Genomic DNA, 15,462 nt, shown 5'->3' on the forward strand with positions numbered 1-15,462 from the left:
CCGCAAGAACCTCGCCGTCCACGTTTCTCTTTCTTCAATCTTCACAATGTCAAAGAGCTGACCCCGGATACGTCTCGCGACGGCGGCGTCGGTGGAAGCACAGCTTCCGAATTTCGAGGACAATGATCTGGTCCCGGTTGCCCGGCAGCAAATCTGCCCTTTCAGTGAGCGCTGAACAGTGGGAGCAGCAAGTGCTCGGCGTCGTCAACGTGGCGGGTTGTATGCGAGACATTTCTGTCTGTCAACACCTCCGCCGACGAGATTGTCAGAAAGTTTGCTGCGCGTTTGAAGTTGCCCCAAAACTCCATCGAACGTGACGGAGACTCGCGTTGGTTTTTGGTCGATTTGGCCGGGGCGGGCGACGAGGGCTGGCAAGGAGGAACGCAGCGCCAGGTCCGTCGCGGGTTTGAAGGTGTCGGCGCATTCGCCAGGCGTCAGCCAACCGAGCCGGTAGCGCGGTCGGTTGAGGTCGTGGTCGGCCGCCACTCGCCACTCCGTCCTCGCCTGCGGGCGCGAGGGGAAGAGTGTCTCGCTGAGCACCGCATCCGTAGTCGCCCGTTGAAGCTCTCGATGAATGCGTTCTGGATCGGATTGCCGGAGCGATGGCGCCGGTCGATCCGCTGCCTGTCCGCGATGCCCAGGATGGCGCTCGCGGTGAACTCGGTGCCGTTGCCAGAGACGATCATTCCGAGTCGGCCACGAGCGTCTCTAGCCCGCGGGCGACCCTCAGGCCAGACATCTGCGTATCGGCGACGAGCCGTCAGGCACTCACGGGTACAGTCGTCGACCACCGGAAGCGCCGGCCGTCAAAGCGGCGAGGAGCTGATTCAGCGCATGGACGTCTCGTCGTTCCTCTTGAGGAGGAAGCCGACGAGAACGGCGGCATCGGGCGGCGCACGAGTCCCCAGCCAGAGCAAAATGCGTCGCTGTGGCCAAACCTATACTCGGCGGTCGCGGCCTGCCGCAGCTTATGGAGACCCTCGCCAGTGTGGATCGCGTTCGCTGGTCCGAAGGCGTGCCAACGCGTCATCCTTGGTGCCCAAGCCCTCCTTGAACTCGGTCTTGCCAAGGATCTCCCGGCAATCCTTCCGGAGCACTTGCCGGCACCGCCAGATCTCGTTCTTTTCCTGATGTAGCGGAGAGGTCATGCGCAGGCGTTACGAGAGTTCCGCAGTACCTGGGATTTCCGTCTTGCCAGTGACTAAAGACAGGAAGTGGCGGAGAGGGAGGGATTCGAACCCCCGGTGGAGTTGCCCCCACGCCGCATTTCGAGTGCGGTGCATTCGACCACTCTGCCACCTCTCCGCGAGGTCGAGCTCGCGTTGCCGCGGCTGGTCGAGACGGGCGGGCTTATGGCATAGCAATTGTGCTGCTGCAACAGTCTTTGGCGCCCTTTCTCATGCACCTGCCCCTCTTCGTCTACGGTACACTGCGCGATCCCGATCTGCTCGCCGGGATACTCGACCGGCCGCTGCGGGGCGAGAAGGTGCATGTGGCGCGCGCGCCGGGATTCCGCGCCGTGCACTACCCCGGTCGCATCTACCCTGCGCTGATCCGCGTGCCCGGCGCAGCAGCGGAGGGACTGCTGCTCACCGACCTCACACCCTTCGAACGCGACCTGCTCGATGCCTTCGAGGGTGAGGAGTACCGGCGCGGTACCGTAGCGGCGATGGTCGAGGAGGAGCTGTTCGAGGCCGACGCCTATCTCCCCGTGATCACCGTCGCCGATACGGGGGAGGACTGGTCGCTCGCCCGCTGGCAGGCCGAGCACAAGCCTCGTGTTCTCGATGCCGAGGCGGCGACGGCCGCCGATCTACGCCTGCGCCTGATTGCCATCCGCCCCCATTGAGGAGTTTTCGATGCTGAAACGACGCGACGTCCTGCTTGGCCTTGCCGGTCTGCCCATCCTCGGCACGATCCGCCCCGCCTTCGCGGCAGAGCCCAATGTGCTCACCACCTCGGCCGGCGATCTCTCCATCATCCCCGTGCGGCACGCGAGCCTCGTCCTGACCATCGGCGATAGCGCCCTCTATTTCGATCCGGCCGGTGGACCCGCGCCCTTCGAGGGCCTGCCTCCCCCCACGGCCATCTTCATCACCCATGCCCATGGCGACCATTTCGACATGGCGACGCTCAATGCCGTCGCCGGCGACACGGCGCCGATCCTCACCTCCGAGGAAGTGTTCGCTCGCCTCCCCGCAGCGCTCAAGGAGCGGGCGACGGCGGTTGCGAATGGCGCGAGCGCCGAGTTCGCCGGCATCCCGGTCGATGTGATCGCCGCCTACAACACGACCGAGGCGCGCCAGCGCTACCACCCGCCAGGCGTCGGGAACGGCTACGTGCTCAACATCGGCGGCAAGCGCATCTATGTCGCCGGCGACACCGAGGACACTGCGGAGATGCGGGCGCTCGAGGCCATCGACGTGGCCTTCCTGCCCATGAACCTGCCCTACACGATGAGCGCCGAGCAGCTGGCCGCCGCAGTCACCGCCTTCAAACCGGCGGTGGTCTATCCCTACCACTACCAGGGCGGCAAACTGGACAAGGTGGTCGAACTGATCGGCAACGCCGCCGAGGTCCGGCTCGCCGAGTGGTATCCGGCCTGACCCCGGCCCCTCCGGATCGTCCTTCCGGCCTTGACTCGTGGTCCGTTTGCATCGATAAGGCCGCTCGAATTGCGTGCGGCGTCTGCTGCGCGCATTTTTGGTTTATTCAACCGCTGTCCGAGGCCGCCGCCGACACAAGTCGGCCGTATCTCGAAGTCCGCAGGATCAGGCATCGCCTGCGGCGCCACAGGGCGCGACAACACGGAGGCCGGGGAAACCCGGCACGCGAATGACGTTTGCAGTGATCAAGACCGGCGGCAAGCAATACAAGGTTGCCGCCAATGATGTGGTGAAGATCGAGAAGATCGACGCTCAGCCCGGCGATGTGGTCACCTTCGACCAGATCCTCATGGTTGGCGACGGCGACAATGTCACCGTTGGCGCGCCCCTCGTGGAAGGTGCCCTGGTCGCAGGCCAGTTCATCGCCACGGAAAAAGAGCGCACCGTCATCATCCTGAAGAAGGAGCGCCGCCAGCACTACGATCGCCGCAACGGCCATCGTCAGCGTCTGTCGACCGTGCGCATCACCGAAATCCTCGTGGGTGGCGCCAAGCCGACCACGAAGGTCGACGAGATCGCCAAGGCCCGCGCCGAAAAGCGCGCCGCCGCCGCCGCCGAGACCGCCAGCGTGATCGAGGCGAAGCACGCCAAGGCCGCCGGCAAGCCGTCGGCTACCGCCGCTGCGCTCAAGGCCGCCGCGCCGAAGAAGGCCTCGGCCAAGAAGGCGGCTCCGGCTGCTGACGCGACCGAGACCAAGGCTCCCGCCAAGAAGGCAGCGCCCAAGAAGGCCGCTGCCGACGCTGGTGACAAGCCCGCGACCGAGAAGAAGGCCGCTGCCAAGAAGGCAGCTCCCAAGGCCGACAAGGAATAAGGAGAGTAACCGATGGCACATAAGAAGGCAGGCGGTTCCTCCCGCAACGGTCGCGATACGGCTGGCCGACGCCTCGGCGTCAAGAAGTTCGGTGGCGAGTCCGTCATCGGCGGCAACATCATCATCCGCCAACGCGGCACCAAGTGGCATCCGGGCAGCGGCGTCGGTATGGGCATCGACCATACCATCTACGCCCTCATTCCCGGCACCGTGGCGTTCAAAACCCGCGCCAACGCCAAAGTCTACGTGTCGGTACTCCCGGCAGCAGAAGCAGCAGAATAACCCGGTGAGGCCTAGCAACCCCTGCCGGAGACCCGCTCCCCGGCAAGGCGACTAGGCAGTCGACCGCGCGACAAGACCCAAGGGGAGCCGGAATCCGGTTCCCCTTTTGTCTTTTTCGTCGTGAGGGCGGCTGAAAATGAGACTGTACCTGAGCTCCTACCGGATCGGCGACCGCGCCGGTTCATTGCTGGCCCTGTTGGGAAACGGCCGGCGCACCGCAATCGTCGAGAACGCACTCGACCATATCCCCGAGGCCGCGCGGCAGCTCTACCGACGCGAAGGCTACGATCCGGCCGCCGAGCTCGCCTCGCTCGGCCTCATGTCCACCCTGCTCGACCTGCGCGACTACTTCGGCAATCCCGAAGGGTTGAGAACCACCCTTTCGGGCTTCGACCTCGTCTGGGTCCTCGGCGGCAATGCGTTCGTCCTCCGCCGTGCCATGAAGCAGTCGGGATTCGATGACGTGATTACCGACATGCTGGACAATGACGAGATCGTCTATGGCGGTTTCTCGGCCGGAGCGGTGGTGACCGCCCCGAGCCTCGAAGGCATCCATCTGATGGATGATCCCGACGAGGTGCCGGCCGGCTACGATCCCGAGGTCGTCTGGGATGGCCTGGGACTCATCGATCATGCCATCGTTCCGCACTATCGCTCACCCCATCCCGAGTGCGCGGCTGCCGAAAGGGCCGTCCGCCACCTCTGCAGCCGCGGTCTGCGCTATCGCGCGCTGCGCGACGGCGAGGTGATCGTGTGGACCGAGGACCGGCAGTCCTCGGTCGATCCGACGCGGAGGATCGCGTGATGAAAGAGATCGAGGACGACATTCTCCCCAAGCGCCGGTCCCATCTGATGGGTCCGGCCGCCCAGGCCAGGGCGCTGGCCGAGGCTACGGCTCAGCTTGCGGCGCGGCGGCAGCGCGATGCCCTGCCGCACCGCATCGAGACGCCCCGCCTCGTGCTGCGCGCGCCCATCCGCGGCGACGTGCCCGCACTGGTCAAGCTCGCCGACAACCTCAAGATCTACGAGGTTCTGGCCCGCCTGCCCCACCCCTATACCCGGGCCGACGGCATCGCCTTTGTCGAACTCATCGCGCAGCGGCCCGATGAGCGTCCCTATGCCATTACCCTCGATGAGCAGTTCATCGGCGTGGTCGGCTTCCACTTCCACGAGGGGCAGCCGCCCGAACTCGGCTACTGGCTGGGCGAACCCTACTGGGGCAAGGGCATCATGAGCGAGGCCGTGAAAGGCCTGCTCGAGGCAGCGTTTGCCACCCGCCTGTTCCCCAGGATCAAGGCCCGCGCCCTGGTCACCAATCTGGGTTCGCTCAACGTACTGGGAAAAGCCGGTTTCCAGCGTCTCGGCGAGGGGCCCGACCCGGTGGGGCAGAATGCCGGTAAGCTCGTGGCCTTCCTCGAGCTGGAGCAGCCCAAATGGACCTGACCATCAGGACGAGCCGGCTCCTGCTCCGGCCCCAGGTCGAAAGCGACATTCCCGCCATTGTCGCGGGGCTCAACGACTATGGCGTGACGGGCTATCTCACGGTGGTGCCCTACCCCTACACCGACGCTGACGCCACGGACTGGATTGCGATGCAGCAGCCGGCGCGGCCGGGAGCCGCGCAATTTGCCATCGACCTCCCCGGCACCGGATTGATCGGCGTCCTCGGGATCGGCAAGGAACTGGGCTACTGGCTCGCGCGCCGCCACCACGGGCACGGATACATGACCGAGGCCAGCGAGGCGCTGCTCGACTGGCATTTTGCGCTACTGCCGCACAGTGTAGTGCCGTCGGGGGCGCACGTTGGCAACGAGGCTTCGCTGCGCGTCCAGAAGAAGCTGGGCTTCGTCGACACGGGCGTTCGCGACATGCGCTTCGCCGCCTCGCAGCGGCGCGAAGTCGAGCACGTCAACACGAGCCTGGTCCGCGCCGACTTCGAAACCGCGCGCAAGAGTCTGCGGAGAGACTGATGGACGTATCTATTCGCACCCCCCGCCTCACGCTGCGCCAGCCGCTGCTCGACGATGCCGCCCGCGTCGCCCGCTTCCTCGACAACTTTGCCGTTTCGGGCAACCTCGCGCGCGTGCCCTATCCCTATCGGCTCTCCGACGCGAAAGCCTGGCTCAGGACCTGGCGGCCCGACCGGCCGGCGAGCGAGACGGCGTTCATGATCGACCTCGAAGGCGAGGGCGCCATCGGCAATGTCGGCTTCCACCGCGACATCGAGGGGACGGTGCTCGGCTACTGGCTGGCCCAGCCCTTCTGGAACCGCGGCCTGATGAGCGAAGCTGTCCGCGCAGCAGTAGACTGGTACTTTGAGAACACGGCCGCCATGAGCGTCGGCTCCGGCGTCTTCCACTTCAACAAGGCCTCGCTCGCCATCCAGAAGAAGATGGGTTTTGCCGAGATCGGCACCTCCATGCGGCTTTGCCTTGCGCGCGGTGAGGAGGTGCGCCATATCGACACCGAACTGACACGTGCCGCCTGGCTGGCCCATCGGCCGGTCGCCCAGGAAAGTACGAAATGAAATTTCTCGACCAGGCCAAAGTCTTTGTGCGCTCGGGCAATGGCGGTGCCGGCTCGGTCAGCTTCCTGCGCGAGAAGTTCCTCGAGTTCGGCGGCCCCAATGGCGGCAACGGCGGTCGCGGCGGCGATGTCATCATCCGCTGCGTCGATGGGCTGAACACGCTGATCGACTACCGCTTTCAGCAGCACTACAAGGCCGGCACCGGCCACCATGGCATGGGCAAGGACCGCCACGGCGCCAAGGGCGACGACATCATCATGAAGGTGCCGGTCGGCACCCAGGTGTTCGAGGAAGACAACGAGACCCTGATCGCCGATTTCACCGAGATCGGCCAGGAGATCGTCCTGCTCTCCGGCGGCAATGGCGGCTTCGGCAACGCCCACTTCAAGACCAGCGCCAACCAGGCGCCGCGCCGCGCCAACCCGGGCCTCGTCGGTACCGAAAAGTGGATCTGGCTGCGCCTGAAGCTCATCGCCGACGCCGGCCTCGTCGGCCTGCCCAACGCCGGCAAGTCGACCTTCCTTGCCGCGGTGTCGGCGGCAAAGCCCAAGATCGCCGACTACCCGTTCACCACGCTCCACCCCAATCTGGGCGTGGTCACCGTGGATGACCGCGATTTCGTCCTCGCCGATATTCCCGGCCTCATCGAGGGCGCCTCCGACGGCCTCGGCCTCGGCACCCGCTTCCTTGGCCACATCGAGCGCTGCTCCATCCTCGTGCACCTCATCGACGGCACGCAGGAGGACATCAAGACCGCCTACAAGACCATCCGCGGCGAGCTTGCGGCCTATGACGACGGCCTTGCCGACAAGCCCGAGCTGGTCGTCCTCAACAAGATCGACGCCATCGATCCCGACGAGCTCAAGGACAAGATCAAGACGCTGAAGCGGCTCTCGAAGACCGACGTGCTGACCTGTTCCGCCGTGACCGGCGAGGGCGTGCGCGAAGTGCTGTTCAAGGTCGTGGCCGCGATCGATGCGGACAAGGCCGAACGCGATGAAGCCGAACGCCGCAAGACCCAGCCGACCTGGACACCCTGATGTCGATGGTCCGTAGCCTCACCCCAAGCACCGGCGGTGCAGCATGACCAACGCCCTCGCGCCCTACCGGCGCCTCACCATCAAGATCGGCTCGGCCCTGCTCGTTGATGGCACGTCCGGCAAGCTCCGCTCCGAGTGGCTCGCGGCCCTCGCGGAGGACCTTGCCGAACTCAAGGCGCTCGGCGTCTCGCTCGTCATCGTCTCGTCGGGCGCCATCGCACTCGGCCGGCGCCTGCTCGGGCTCGACGCCAAGGTACTGCCGCTCGACCAGAGCCAGGCCGCCGCCAGCGCCGGCCAGATTGCCCTCAGCCAGGCCTGGGCCGATGCGCTCGGCAAGCACGGTATCGTCACCGGCCAGATCCTGCTGACACCCAACATCACCGAGGAGCGGCGCTACTTCCTCAACGCCCGCACCACCATCTCGACCCTCCTCGGGCTCGGCGCCATCCCGATCATCAACGAGAACGACAGCGTCGCTACAGCCGAGATCCGCTATGGCGACAATGATCGCCTTAGCGCCCGTGTCGCCACCATGATCGAGGCCGATTGCCTGATCCTGCTGTCCGATGTCGACGGCCTCTACACGGCGCCGCCCGCCAAGGATCCCACCGCCGCGCATATGCCCTTCGTCTCAGCGATCACGCCCGAGATCGACGCCATGGCCGGTGGCGCCGCGAGCCATCTCAGCCGAGGCGGCATGACCACCAAGGTGGAAGCCGGCAAGATCGCGACTCAGGCCGGCACCGCCATGATCATCGCCAAGGGCACCGAAATGCATCCGCTGCACGCCCTGACCGAAGGCGTGCGTCACACCCTGTTCGCGCCCGTCGAAACGCGCGCCCAGGCGCGCAAGCGCTGGATCATGGGCCATCTCGAACTGCTCGGCTCGATCCACGTCGATGCCGGCGCCGCCCGGGCCCTGCTCGATGGCCGCAGCCTGCTGCCGATCGGGGTCACTCGCGTCACCGGCGATTTCGAACGCGGCGACGCCGTCGCCATCTTCGATCCTGACGGTCGCGAGATCGCCCGCGGCCTTGCCGGTCTCGGCCGCGAGAAGGCCGATATCGTCAAGGGCAAGAACTCGAAGTCCGTATCCGACCTTCTCGGGATAGGCACGCGCTCCGAAATGGTCCACCGTGACAACATGGTGGTGCTGATGGGCCTGGAGGCCAAAGTCTGATGGCAATCATCCAAGCAGTCTTCGGCGAGCAGGGTCAGAGCCTCGAGGCGATGATGCTCGAGATCGGCCGCCGCGCCCGCGCTGCCGCCGACAAGCTCGCCTTCGCCGATCCCACAACCAAGACCAGGGCGCTCCACGCCGCCGCCGACGCGCTCGACAGCCGGCGCGACGACATCCTCTCGGCCAACGCGCTCGACATGCGCGCCGCCGAAGGCAAGGGCATCTCCAAGGCCTTCCTCGAGCGTCTGCAGCTCAACGACAAGCGCATCGACGGCATCATCGAGGGCCTGCGCACCATCGCCGATCTGCCCGATCCGGTCGGACGCGTCCTCGCCGACTGGACCCGACCCAACGGTCTCAACATCCGCCGCGTCGCCACCCCGCTCGGCGTCATCGGCGTCATCTTCGAGAGCCGCCCGAACGTCACCGCCGATGCCGGCGCGCTGACGCTCAAGGCCGGCAATGCGGTGATCCTGCGCGGCGGCTCGGACAGCGTGAACTCGACCCGCGCCATCCACGCCTGCCTCGTCGAGGGCTTGCGGGCCGCGGGCCTGCCGGCCGATGCGATCCAGATCGTCCCCACCACCGACCGCGCCGCCGTCGGCGAGATGCTGCGCGGGCTCGGTGGCAGCATCGACGTCATCGTGCCGCGCGGCGGCAAGACGCTCGTCGCGCGCGTCCAGGAAGAGGCGCGCGTGCCCGTCTTCGCTCACCTCGAAGGCATCTGCCACACCTATATCGACAGCTCGGCCACGCTCGACATGGCCGTGTCCGTCACCGTCAACGCCAAGATGCGCCGCACCGGCATCTGCGGCGCCACCGAGACGCTGCTCGTCCACAAGGATGTGGTCGCCACTCACCTCAAGCCCGTCATCGACGCCCTGATCGCCAGGGGCTGCGAGATTCGCGGCGATGAAACCGTGATGGCGATGGTCCCCGCGGCCCGTCCCGCCACCGAGGAAGACTGGCGCACCGAGTATGAGGACGCGATACTCTCGGTGAAGGTCGTCGCCGATGTCGGCGAGGCCATCGCACATATCGGCAAGTACTCCTCGCACCACACCGAGGCGATCATCTCCGAGGACCCGGCCTCCGTCGCCCGCTTCTTCAACGAGATCGACAGCGCCATCCTGCTCCACAATGCCTCGACGCAGTTCGCCGACGGCGGCGAATTCGGCTTCGGCGGCGAGATCGGCATCGCCACCGGCAAGTTCCACGCCCGCGGCCCGGTCGGCGTCGAGCAGCTCTGCTCGTTCAAATACCTCGTCGAAGGCAACGGACAGACAAGGCCTTGAACCCAGAGCACTTGGCCAGGCCCCTCACCCTGGCCCTCTCCCCGGAGGGGCGAGGGGACGATAGGACCACCGCCCGTGCAACAACGCCCCCTCGCCCCTCTGGGGAGAGGGTCGGGGTGAGGGGCGCCCCGCGGCCGGCGAGGGATGCCAGGCGCACATGACCCTCCCCCCCGACATAACCGCCCTCCCCCCCTGCGGCTCCGGCCTGCGCGTCGGCCTCTTCGGCGGCAGCTTCAACCCGATCCACGAGGGCCACCGGCTCGTCGCCGAGCAGTGCCTGAAGCGCCTCGCCCTCGACGCGGTTTGGCTGCTCGTCACCCCGGGCAATCCGCTGAAGGACCATGACGAACTGGCCCCGCTCGAGACCCGCGTCCACGCGGCCCGCGAGCTCACCGCCAACCCCCGTATCCACGCCACCGGCGTCGAGGCCGTGCATAATTTCCGCTACACCGTCGATACGCTCGAATGGCTCGTCGCCGCCTGTCCCGACACCCGCTTCGTCTGGATCATGGGGGCCGACAATCTGAGCCAGTTCGACCGCTGGGAGCGCTGGCAGGATATCGCGGCGCTGATGCCGATCGCCGTCTATGCCCGCCCCGGCTCGACCTTCCGCGCCACGGTTTCGAAGGCCGCCGTCGCACTCAAGAAGCACCGCCTGCCCGAAGCCGAAGCCGAGGCGCTGGCCTCGCGCGAGCCCCCCGCCTGGGTGTATCTCCACGGCATCACCTCACCCCAGTCTTCGAGCGCGATCCGCGCCCGCCGCACTGCCGAGGCAAATTGAATCGACCGCTCGCCTTGCAGAACGGGGCGCAAAGCGTCATATTGAGAGTGTAGTGGCTATTTTTGCCACTAAAGATGGGATTGCACCGATAGCTACGCAGTTGCGAGCCTTTCGACCCAACAACCAAGGACAGCTGAAACACGCATGACCCATGCTTGTGTCGCATGGGCTGAGGCCGCTTGATGGCTCAGCCCAGGAAGAACACCGAAACCGCCCCGGCGGCCGAAATTGCCCCGGAACCCCACATGATCGATCTGGTTCTGAAAAGCCTTGACGATGCCAAGGCAGAGCAGACCGTCGCCATCGATATCGCCGGCAAGTCGTCGCTGACCGACCACATGGTCGTCACGTCCGGCCGCTCGAACCGTCACGTCAGTGCAGTCGCCGACCAGCTGGTGAAAGCGCTGCGCGAGCATGGCTTCGGCAAGCCGCGGATCGAGGGCCTGCCGCACGCGGACTGGGTGCTGGTCGATGCCGGTGACGTCATCGTCCATATCTTCCGGCCCGAAGTGCGCGAGTTCTACAACATCGAGAAGATGTGGGCGGTCGATTTCGCCGCCGACGGCCGCTAGGCAACCTGCGGCCGTCCCGCCTTGCGCATTGCCATAGCCGCCATCGGCCGGATGAAGCAGGGCCCCGAGCGCGAACTGGTTTCGCGCTATCTCGACCGCGCCCGGGCGGCCGGCAAACCGCTTGCGCTCACCGGCTTCGATATCCTCGAATTCGCCGAGTCGCGCGCCGCGACAGCCGATAGCCGCAAGGCCGACGAGGGCGCGACGCTGCGCTCCGCCCTTCCCGAAGGCATCCGCATCGCCCTCGACGAACGCGGCAAGACCATTGGCTCTGCCGCATTCGCCACCCAGCTCGCCCGCTGGCGCGATGATGGCCGCCCGGCCGTCAGCTTCGTCATCGGCGGCGCCGACGGGCTCGATCCTGCCTTCGTCCAGGAAGCCGACCTGACGTTGAGCTTTTCTCCGCTCACCTGGCCGCACCAGTTGGTCCGCATCATGCTGGCCGAGCAGCTCTATCGCACCACCACCATCCTGTCGGGCCACCCCTACCATCGGGAGTGACGGCTCGTCGAAACGTCAGTGAAGACAAGCATGCAGAAGCCGATCGTCCACCACATTCCCGTCTGCCCTTTCTCGCAGCGGCTCGAGATCATGCTGGCCCTGAAAGGACGGCGGGACGCGGTGACGTTCTCGGTCGTCGACATCACGCGCCCCCGCTCGGCTGAACTGCTGAAACTGAGCGGCGGCAGCACTGCACTGCCGATCCTCGAAACTGCGGACGGGGTGCTGAAGGAAAGCCTCGTCATCCTCCGCTATTTCGACGAGATCTTCCCCGAAACGCCGATTGCCCGGGCGACGCCCTACGAGCGGGCCGTCGAGAACATGCTGATCGCCATGGAGGGCGACTTCACATCGAGCGGCTACCGGCTGGTGATGAACCAGGATCCGGCCCGGCGCGTGGCGCTGCATGACGCGGTCCTGGCCCAGTATCGGCGGATCGAGGCGTTTCTTGCGACCCACAATCCCGACGGGACGTTCCTGTTCGACCGCTTCGGGCTGGCGGAGGCCGTCTTCACCCCCATGTTCGTGCGCTTCTCGTTCCTCGAGTATTTCGAGGCGTTCGACCTGCCGGCCGAGGGCTATGAACGGGTCCGCCGCTGGCGCGCCGCCTGCCTCGCGCATCCTGCAGCGCAGCAGGTGAGCAGCGAGGAAGTGGTGAAGGCCTACTATGACTATGCGCGCGGCGCAGGCAACGGCGCGCTGCCGATGGGCCGGACGCTCTCCAGCTTCGTCTTCGAGCCGAGCTGGCGTGTGCGCCCGTGGCCGCCCAAGGACAAGTATGGTCCCGGCGCGACTGATGCGGAACTCGGACTGGTTGCGGCTGGCTGAGCTGCTGGGCGCCTCGTCGGCTGACGAGCAGGCCACGCAAAAGACAAAACGTCGGGATAAGGGCCTTCTGCGCTATGGTCGCACAATCATGATTCGGATGGGACTGAAGATCTGATGCCGGCAAAAGGCTGGTCGAGACATGCTGTCGCTGGAGGTACCCTCCTGGCGCTTGTGCTCGGCACCGCGAGCCTCGCCCAGCAGTCCACCGAACCGGCAGCGCCGGCCCCCGAGGTCACCACGCCCGCTCCGGCCGCCGGCGAACCGCCCGCCGCCCTAGCCCCGGCGACCGACCTGAACCTGCGCCCCTCGGTCGATTCCACGGCTCCAGCCGCTCCCGCCGACCCCGAGATGGCGGCCCAGCAGCAGGCGCTCGACCAGATCGAGGCCTCGATCTCCATTTCCAAGGAGCGCGCCGACGCCCTGAAGAAGGAGATCGTCGACATGCAGGGCGATCGCACCAAGCAGAATGCCGCGCTGATCGCCGCCGCCGCTCGCGTCAAGCGCGCCGAGGGCGACATCGCTGTGCTCGAGGAAAAGCTCGGCGACCTCATCGTCCAGGAGCTCGAAGTGCGCGGCCGCCTCGACGGCGCCGATGCCAACATTTCCAACGTCCTCGCCGCGCTCGAGCGCATCTCGCGCAACCCGCCGCCGGCCCTGATCGTCAACCCGTCCGACGCCCTCGGCTCCGCCCGCTCGGCCATCCTCATCTCGGCCATCCTGCCCGAGCTGCGGGGCAAGGCCGATCTTGTGATGGCCGACCTCGCCAAGCTCAGCGAGATCAAGTCCGCTGCCGTCAAGCAGCAGGAGCAGCTCGAAGCCAATCTGCACATCCTCGAGGAGGAGCAGCTTCGCATCGCGAGCCTGATCGCCGCCCGCAAGGAAAACGAGAACCGGGCCACGATCGCGCTGGCCGCCGAGGAGGCCGAGGCCCAGGCCCTCGCCGACAAGGCGACCTCGCTCAAGCAGTTGATCGACGATCTGCAGAAGCGCGCCGTCGCCGTCAACGCTGCCGCCGAGGCAACTGCGACCGCCAATGCCGGCGGCCCCGCGCCGACCCTCGACCAGGAGACGGTGCGCCTCGCCCTCGCCAATACCGACCGCAGCGAGCCTGCCGTGCCCTTCGCCCAGGCCAGGGGCTTTCTCACCATGCCCTCGAGCGGCGTGACCGTGATCGATTATGGCGCCGGCGACGGCTTCGGCGGCATCTCGCGCGGCCTCTCGGTCGTCACCCGCGCCGACGCCCAGGTGGTGTCCCCGGCCGATGGCTGGGTGCTATTTGCCGGCGAGTACCTTAATTATGGCCAGATCGTCATTCTCAATACTGGCCAGGATTACACCATGCTTCTCGCCGGGCTGGCCAAGGTCGATGTGCAGATCGGTCAGTTTGTGATGATGGGAGAACCCGTCGGCACCATGGGGTCACAGACAATTGGCCGTACCGTTGCGACCAGTGCTGGAGTCTCCCGCCCGACCCTCTATATTGAAATGCGAAAGAACAACGAGCCGGTAGACCCCACAGGATGGTGGGCGACGGTCTCGGTTCCAACCCAAAGTGGATGATTTGATGCGCCTGACGCCCCTCCGCATTGTCGCTTCGATGGCAGCTGTGTTTACGCTCGGCCTCGCCTGCGCCCCGCTGATCGCGCAGGACCAGACGCCCCAGGACACGCCGGCCGAAGTCGCCGGTCCCCGTACATCGGACGAGGTTTACTCCGATCTCGACCTGTTCGGCGAGGTCTTCGACCGCATACGCGCCGAGTATGTCGAGGCGCCCGATGAGCGTAAGCTCATCCACGCCGCGCTTCAGGGCATGCTGACCTCGCTCGACCCGCATTCGGGTTACATGGAGCCGGTCGAGTACTCCGACGTCCAGGAGGATACCTCCGGCCAGTTCGGCGGCCTCGGCATCGAGGTCCAGATGGAAGACGGCGTGATCAAGGTCGTCACTCCCATCGACGATACCCCCGCCGCCAAGGCCGGCATCCTTGCCGGCGACTACATCGTCGAACTCGACGGCACGCAGATCCAGGGCCTGACCCTCGATCAGGCCGTCGAGAAGATGCGCGGCCAGATCGGCACCAAGATCAAGGTGACCGTGGTGCGCGAAGGCGTATCCGAGCCGCTCACCTTCGAGCTCACCCGCGACATCATCGCGACCCGCGCCGCCCGCCTCACCATGCAGGACGACGTGGCCGTGATCCGTCTCGCCCGCTTCTCCGAGCAGGCCTTCCCGGGCATCCAGAAGGCCATCGATGACGCCTACAAGCAGCTTGGCAAGGCGCCCAAGGGCATCGTGCTCGACCTGCGCAACAATCCGGGCGGCCTCGTCGACCAGGCGGTGTTCGTCTCCGACGCCTTCCTCAAGCAGGGCGCAGTCGTTCTGACCCGCGGCCGCATCGAGCAGGAAAGCGCGCGCTACGACGCCAAGCCGGACGCGCTCGACGAGAAGCTCGCCCAGATACCGATGGTCGTGCTCGTCAACGGCGGCTCCGCCTCAGCGGCCGAGATCGTCGCCGGTGCCCTGCAGGACCACAAGCGCGCCACCGTCGTCGGCACGCGCTCGTTCGGCAAGGGTTCGGTGCAGTCGATCATCCCGCTTGGTCCCGATGGCGCCATGCGCCTGACCACGGCGCGCTACTACACGCCGAACAACCGCTCGATCCAGGCGGCCGGCATCCAGCCCGATATCGTCATCACCCAGGACGTCCCCGACGAATTCAAGGGTCGTGACGAGATCATCGGCGAGGCCGCCCTGCCGGGCGAGATCGGCGGCGGCACCGAAGAGCGCGCCACTGTCGGCTCGTCGGTCTACGTCCCGGCCGAGGCCGACAAGGACAACCAGCTGCAATACGCCATCAAGCTGATCCAGGGCACCGAGACCAACGAGGCCTTCCCGCCCAAGGCCGCGGGCTGATCTGGGCTCAGGGTTAACGCTCCGTTACCCATTGCCCACGCACTGTGCCTGATGACGGGGCGGCG

The 15,462-nt window shown here is 66.3% G+C and carries 17 protein-coding genes, 1 tRNA gene and 1 pseudogene; 17 read left to right on the plus strand and 2 right to left on the minus strand.

Annotated features, from left to right (window positions below; genetic code table 11):
* Positions 1 to 366 precede the first annotated feature (366 nt).
* Together PRN20_RS00005 and PRN20_RS00010 are read right to left on the minus strand one after the other, a co-directional pair.
* Positions 367 to 797 (minus strand): annotated as a pseudogene (locus tag PRN20_RS00005) (integrase core domain-containing protein); the annotation flags it as partial.
* A gap of 418 nt (positions 798 to 1,215) precedes the next feature.
* Positions 1,216 to 1,305: transfer RNA gene (locus PRN20_RS00010), tRNA-Ser, on the minus strand.
* A gap of 94 nt (positions 1,306 to 1,399) precedes the next feature.
* Between PRN20_RS00010 and PRN20_RS00015 the strand changes: the two genes are divergently transcribed.
* The 17 genes from PRN20_RS00015 to PRN20_RS00095 all read left to right on the plus strand — a co-directional run bounded on the left by PRN20_RS00015 (position 1,400) and on the right by PRN20_RS00095 (position 15,397).
* Positions 1,400 to 1,849, plus strand: a complete 450-nt coding sequence (locus PRN20_RS00015) for a gamma-glutamylcyclotransferase family protein (protein ID WP_273954824.1) — start codon at positions 1,400 to 1,402, stop codon at positions 1,847 to 1,849.
* A 10-nt stretch (positions 1,850 to 1,859) separates the two neighbouring features.
* Positions 1,860 to 2,606: an MBL fold metallo-hydrolase gene (locus tag PRN20_RS00020; RefSeq protein ID WP_273954826.1), complete on the plus strand. Its 747-nt coding sequence runs from the start codon at positions 1,860 to 1,862 to the stop codon at positions 2,604 to 2,606.
* Between the two features lie 229 nt (positions 2,607 to 2,835).
* A complete protein-coding gene (rplU, locus tag PRN20_RS00025) occupies positions 2,836 to 3,477 on the plus strand; it encodes a 50S ribosomal protein L21 (RefSeq protein ID WP_273954827.1) in 642 nt (213 codons plus the stop codon).
* A 12-nt stretch (positions 3,478 to 3,489) separates the two neighbouring features.
* Positions 3,490 to 3,759: a 50S ribosomal protein L27 gene (gene rpmA / locus PRN20_RS00030; RefSeq protein WP_273954828.1), complete on the plus strand. Its 270-nt coding sequence runs from the start codon at positions 3,490 to 3,492 to the stop codon at positions 3,757 to 3,759.
* 136 nt (positions 3,760 to 3,895) lie between these two features.
* A complete protein-coding gene (locus tag PRN20_RS00035; RefSeq protein WP_273954829.1) occupies positions 3,896 to 4,564 on the plus strand; it encodes a Type 1 glutamine amidotransferase-like domain-containing protein in 669 nt (222 codons plus the stop codon).
* A complete protein-coding gene (locus PRN20_RS00040) occupies positions 4,564 to 5,202 on the plus strand; it encodes a GNAT family N-acetyltransferase (protein ID WP_273954830.1) in 639 nt (212 codons plus the stop codon). The genes PRN20_RS00035 and PRN20_RS00040 overlap by 1 nt, the downstream gene beginning before the upstream one ends.
* A complete protein-coding gene (locus PRN20_RS00045; protein WP_273954831.1) occupies positions 5,193 to 5,729 on the plus strand; it encodes a GNAT family N-acetyltransferase in 537 nt (178 codons plus the stop codon). Before PRN20_RS00040 ends, PRN20_RS00045 begins: the two co-directional genes overlap by 10 nt.
* Positions 5,729 to 6,286, plus strand: a complete 558-nt coding sequence (locus PRN20_RS00050; RefSeq protein ID WP_273954832.1) for a GNAT family N-acetyltransferase — start codon at positions 5,729 to 5,731, stop codon at positions 6,284 to 6,286. Before PRN20_RS00045 ends, PRN20_RS00050 begins: the two co-directional genes overlap by 1 nt.
* On the plus strand, positions 6,283 to 7,326 hold the full coding sequence (gene obgE, locus PRN20_RS00055) for a GTPase ObgE (RefSeq protein WP_273954833.1): 1,044 nt from the start codon (positions 6,283 to 6,285) through the stop codon (positions 7,324 to 7,326). The genes PRN20_RS00050 and obgE overlap by 4 nt, the downstream gene beginning before the upstream one ends.
* A 43-nt stretch (positions 7,327 to 7,369) precedes the next feature.
* Complete coding sequence (gene proB / locus PRN20_RS00060) at positions 7,370 to 8,506, plus strand: glutamate 5-kinase (protein ID WP_273954834.1); 1,137 nt, start codon at positions 7,370 to 7,372, stop codon at positions 8,504 to 8,506.
* Entirely contained in the window at positions 8,506 to 9,801 is a 1,296-nt protein-coding gene (locus tag PRN20_RS00065; RefSeq protein ID WP_273954836.1) for a glutamate-5-semialdehyde dehydrogenase, read from the plus strand. Before proB ends, PRN20_RS00065 begins: the two co-directional genes overlap by 1 nt.
* A gap of 157 nt (positions 9,802 to 9,958) precedes the next feature.
* Entirely contained in the window at positions 9,959 to 10,582 is a 624-nt protein-coding gene (locus PRN20_RS00070) for a nicotinate-nucleotide adenylyltransferase (protein WP_273954837.1), read from the plus strand.
* A gap of 245 nt (positions 10,583 to 10,827) precedes the next feature.
* Complete coding sequence (gene rsfS / locus PRN20_RS00075) at positions 10,828 to 11,154, plus strand: ribosome silencing factor (RefSeq protein ID WP_273954839.1); 327 nt, start codon at positions 10,828 to 10,830, stop codon at positions 11,152 to 11,154.
* Positions 11,155 to 11,175: 21 nt separating this feature from the next.
* On the plus strand, positions 11,176 to 11,655 hold the full coding sequence (rlmH, locus tag PRN20_RS00080; protein ID WP_273954841.1) for a 23S rRNA (pseudouridine(1915)-N(3))-methyltransferase RlmH: 480 nt from the start codon (positions 11,176 to 11,178) through the stop codon (positions 11,653 to 11,655).
* A gap of 30 nt (positions 11,656 to 11,685) precedes the next feature.
* Positions 11,686 to 12,483 carry a glutathione S-transferase family protein gene (locus tag PRN20_RS00085; RefSeq protein ID WP_273954842.1) on the plus strand — a complete coding sequence of 266 codons (798 nt, stop codon included), beginning with the start codon at positions 11,686 to 11,688 and terminating at the stop codon, positions 12,481 to 12,483.
* Between the two features lie 114 nt (positions 12,484 to 12,597).
* Positions 12,598 to 14,043: a murein hydrolase activator EnvC family protein gene (locus PRN20_RS00090; protein WP_273954843.1), complete on the plus strand. Its 1,446-nt coding sequence runs from the start codon at positions 12,598 to 12,600 to the stop codon at positions 14,041 to 14,043.
* A gap of 4 nt (positions 14,044 to 14,047) precedes the next feature.
* Positions 14,048 to 15,397 (plus strand): S41 family peptidase, encoded by a 1,350-nt coding sequence (locus tag PRN20_RS00095; protein WP_273954844.1) that lies wholly within the window; start codon positions 14,048 to 14,050, stop codon positions 15,395 to 15,397.
* Positions 15,398 to 15,462: the final 65 nt, after the last annotated feature.

This window comes from Devosia sp. ZB163 (genome assembly GCF_028613635.1).
Classification (GTDB): Bacteria; Pseudomonadota; Alphaproteobacteria; order Rhizobiales; family Devosiaceae; genus Devosia_A.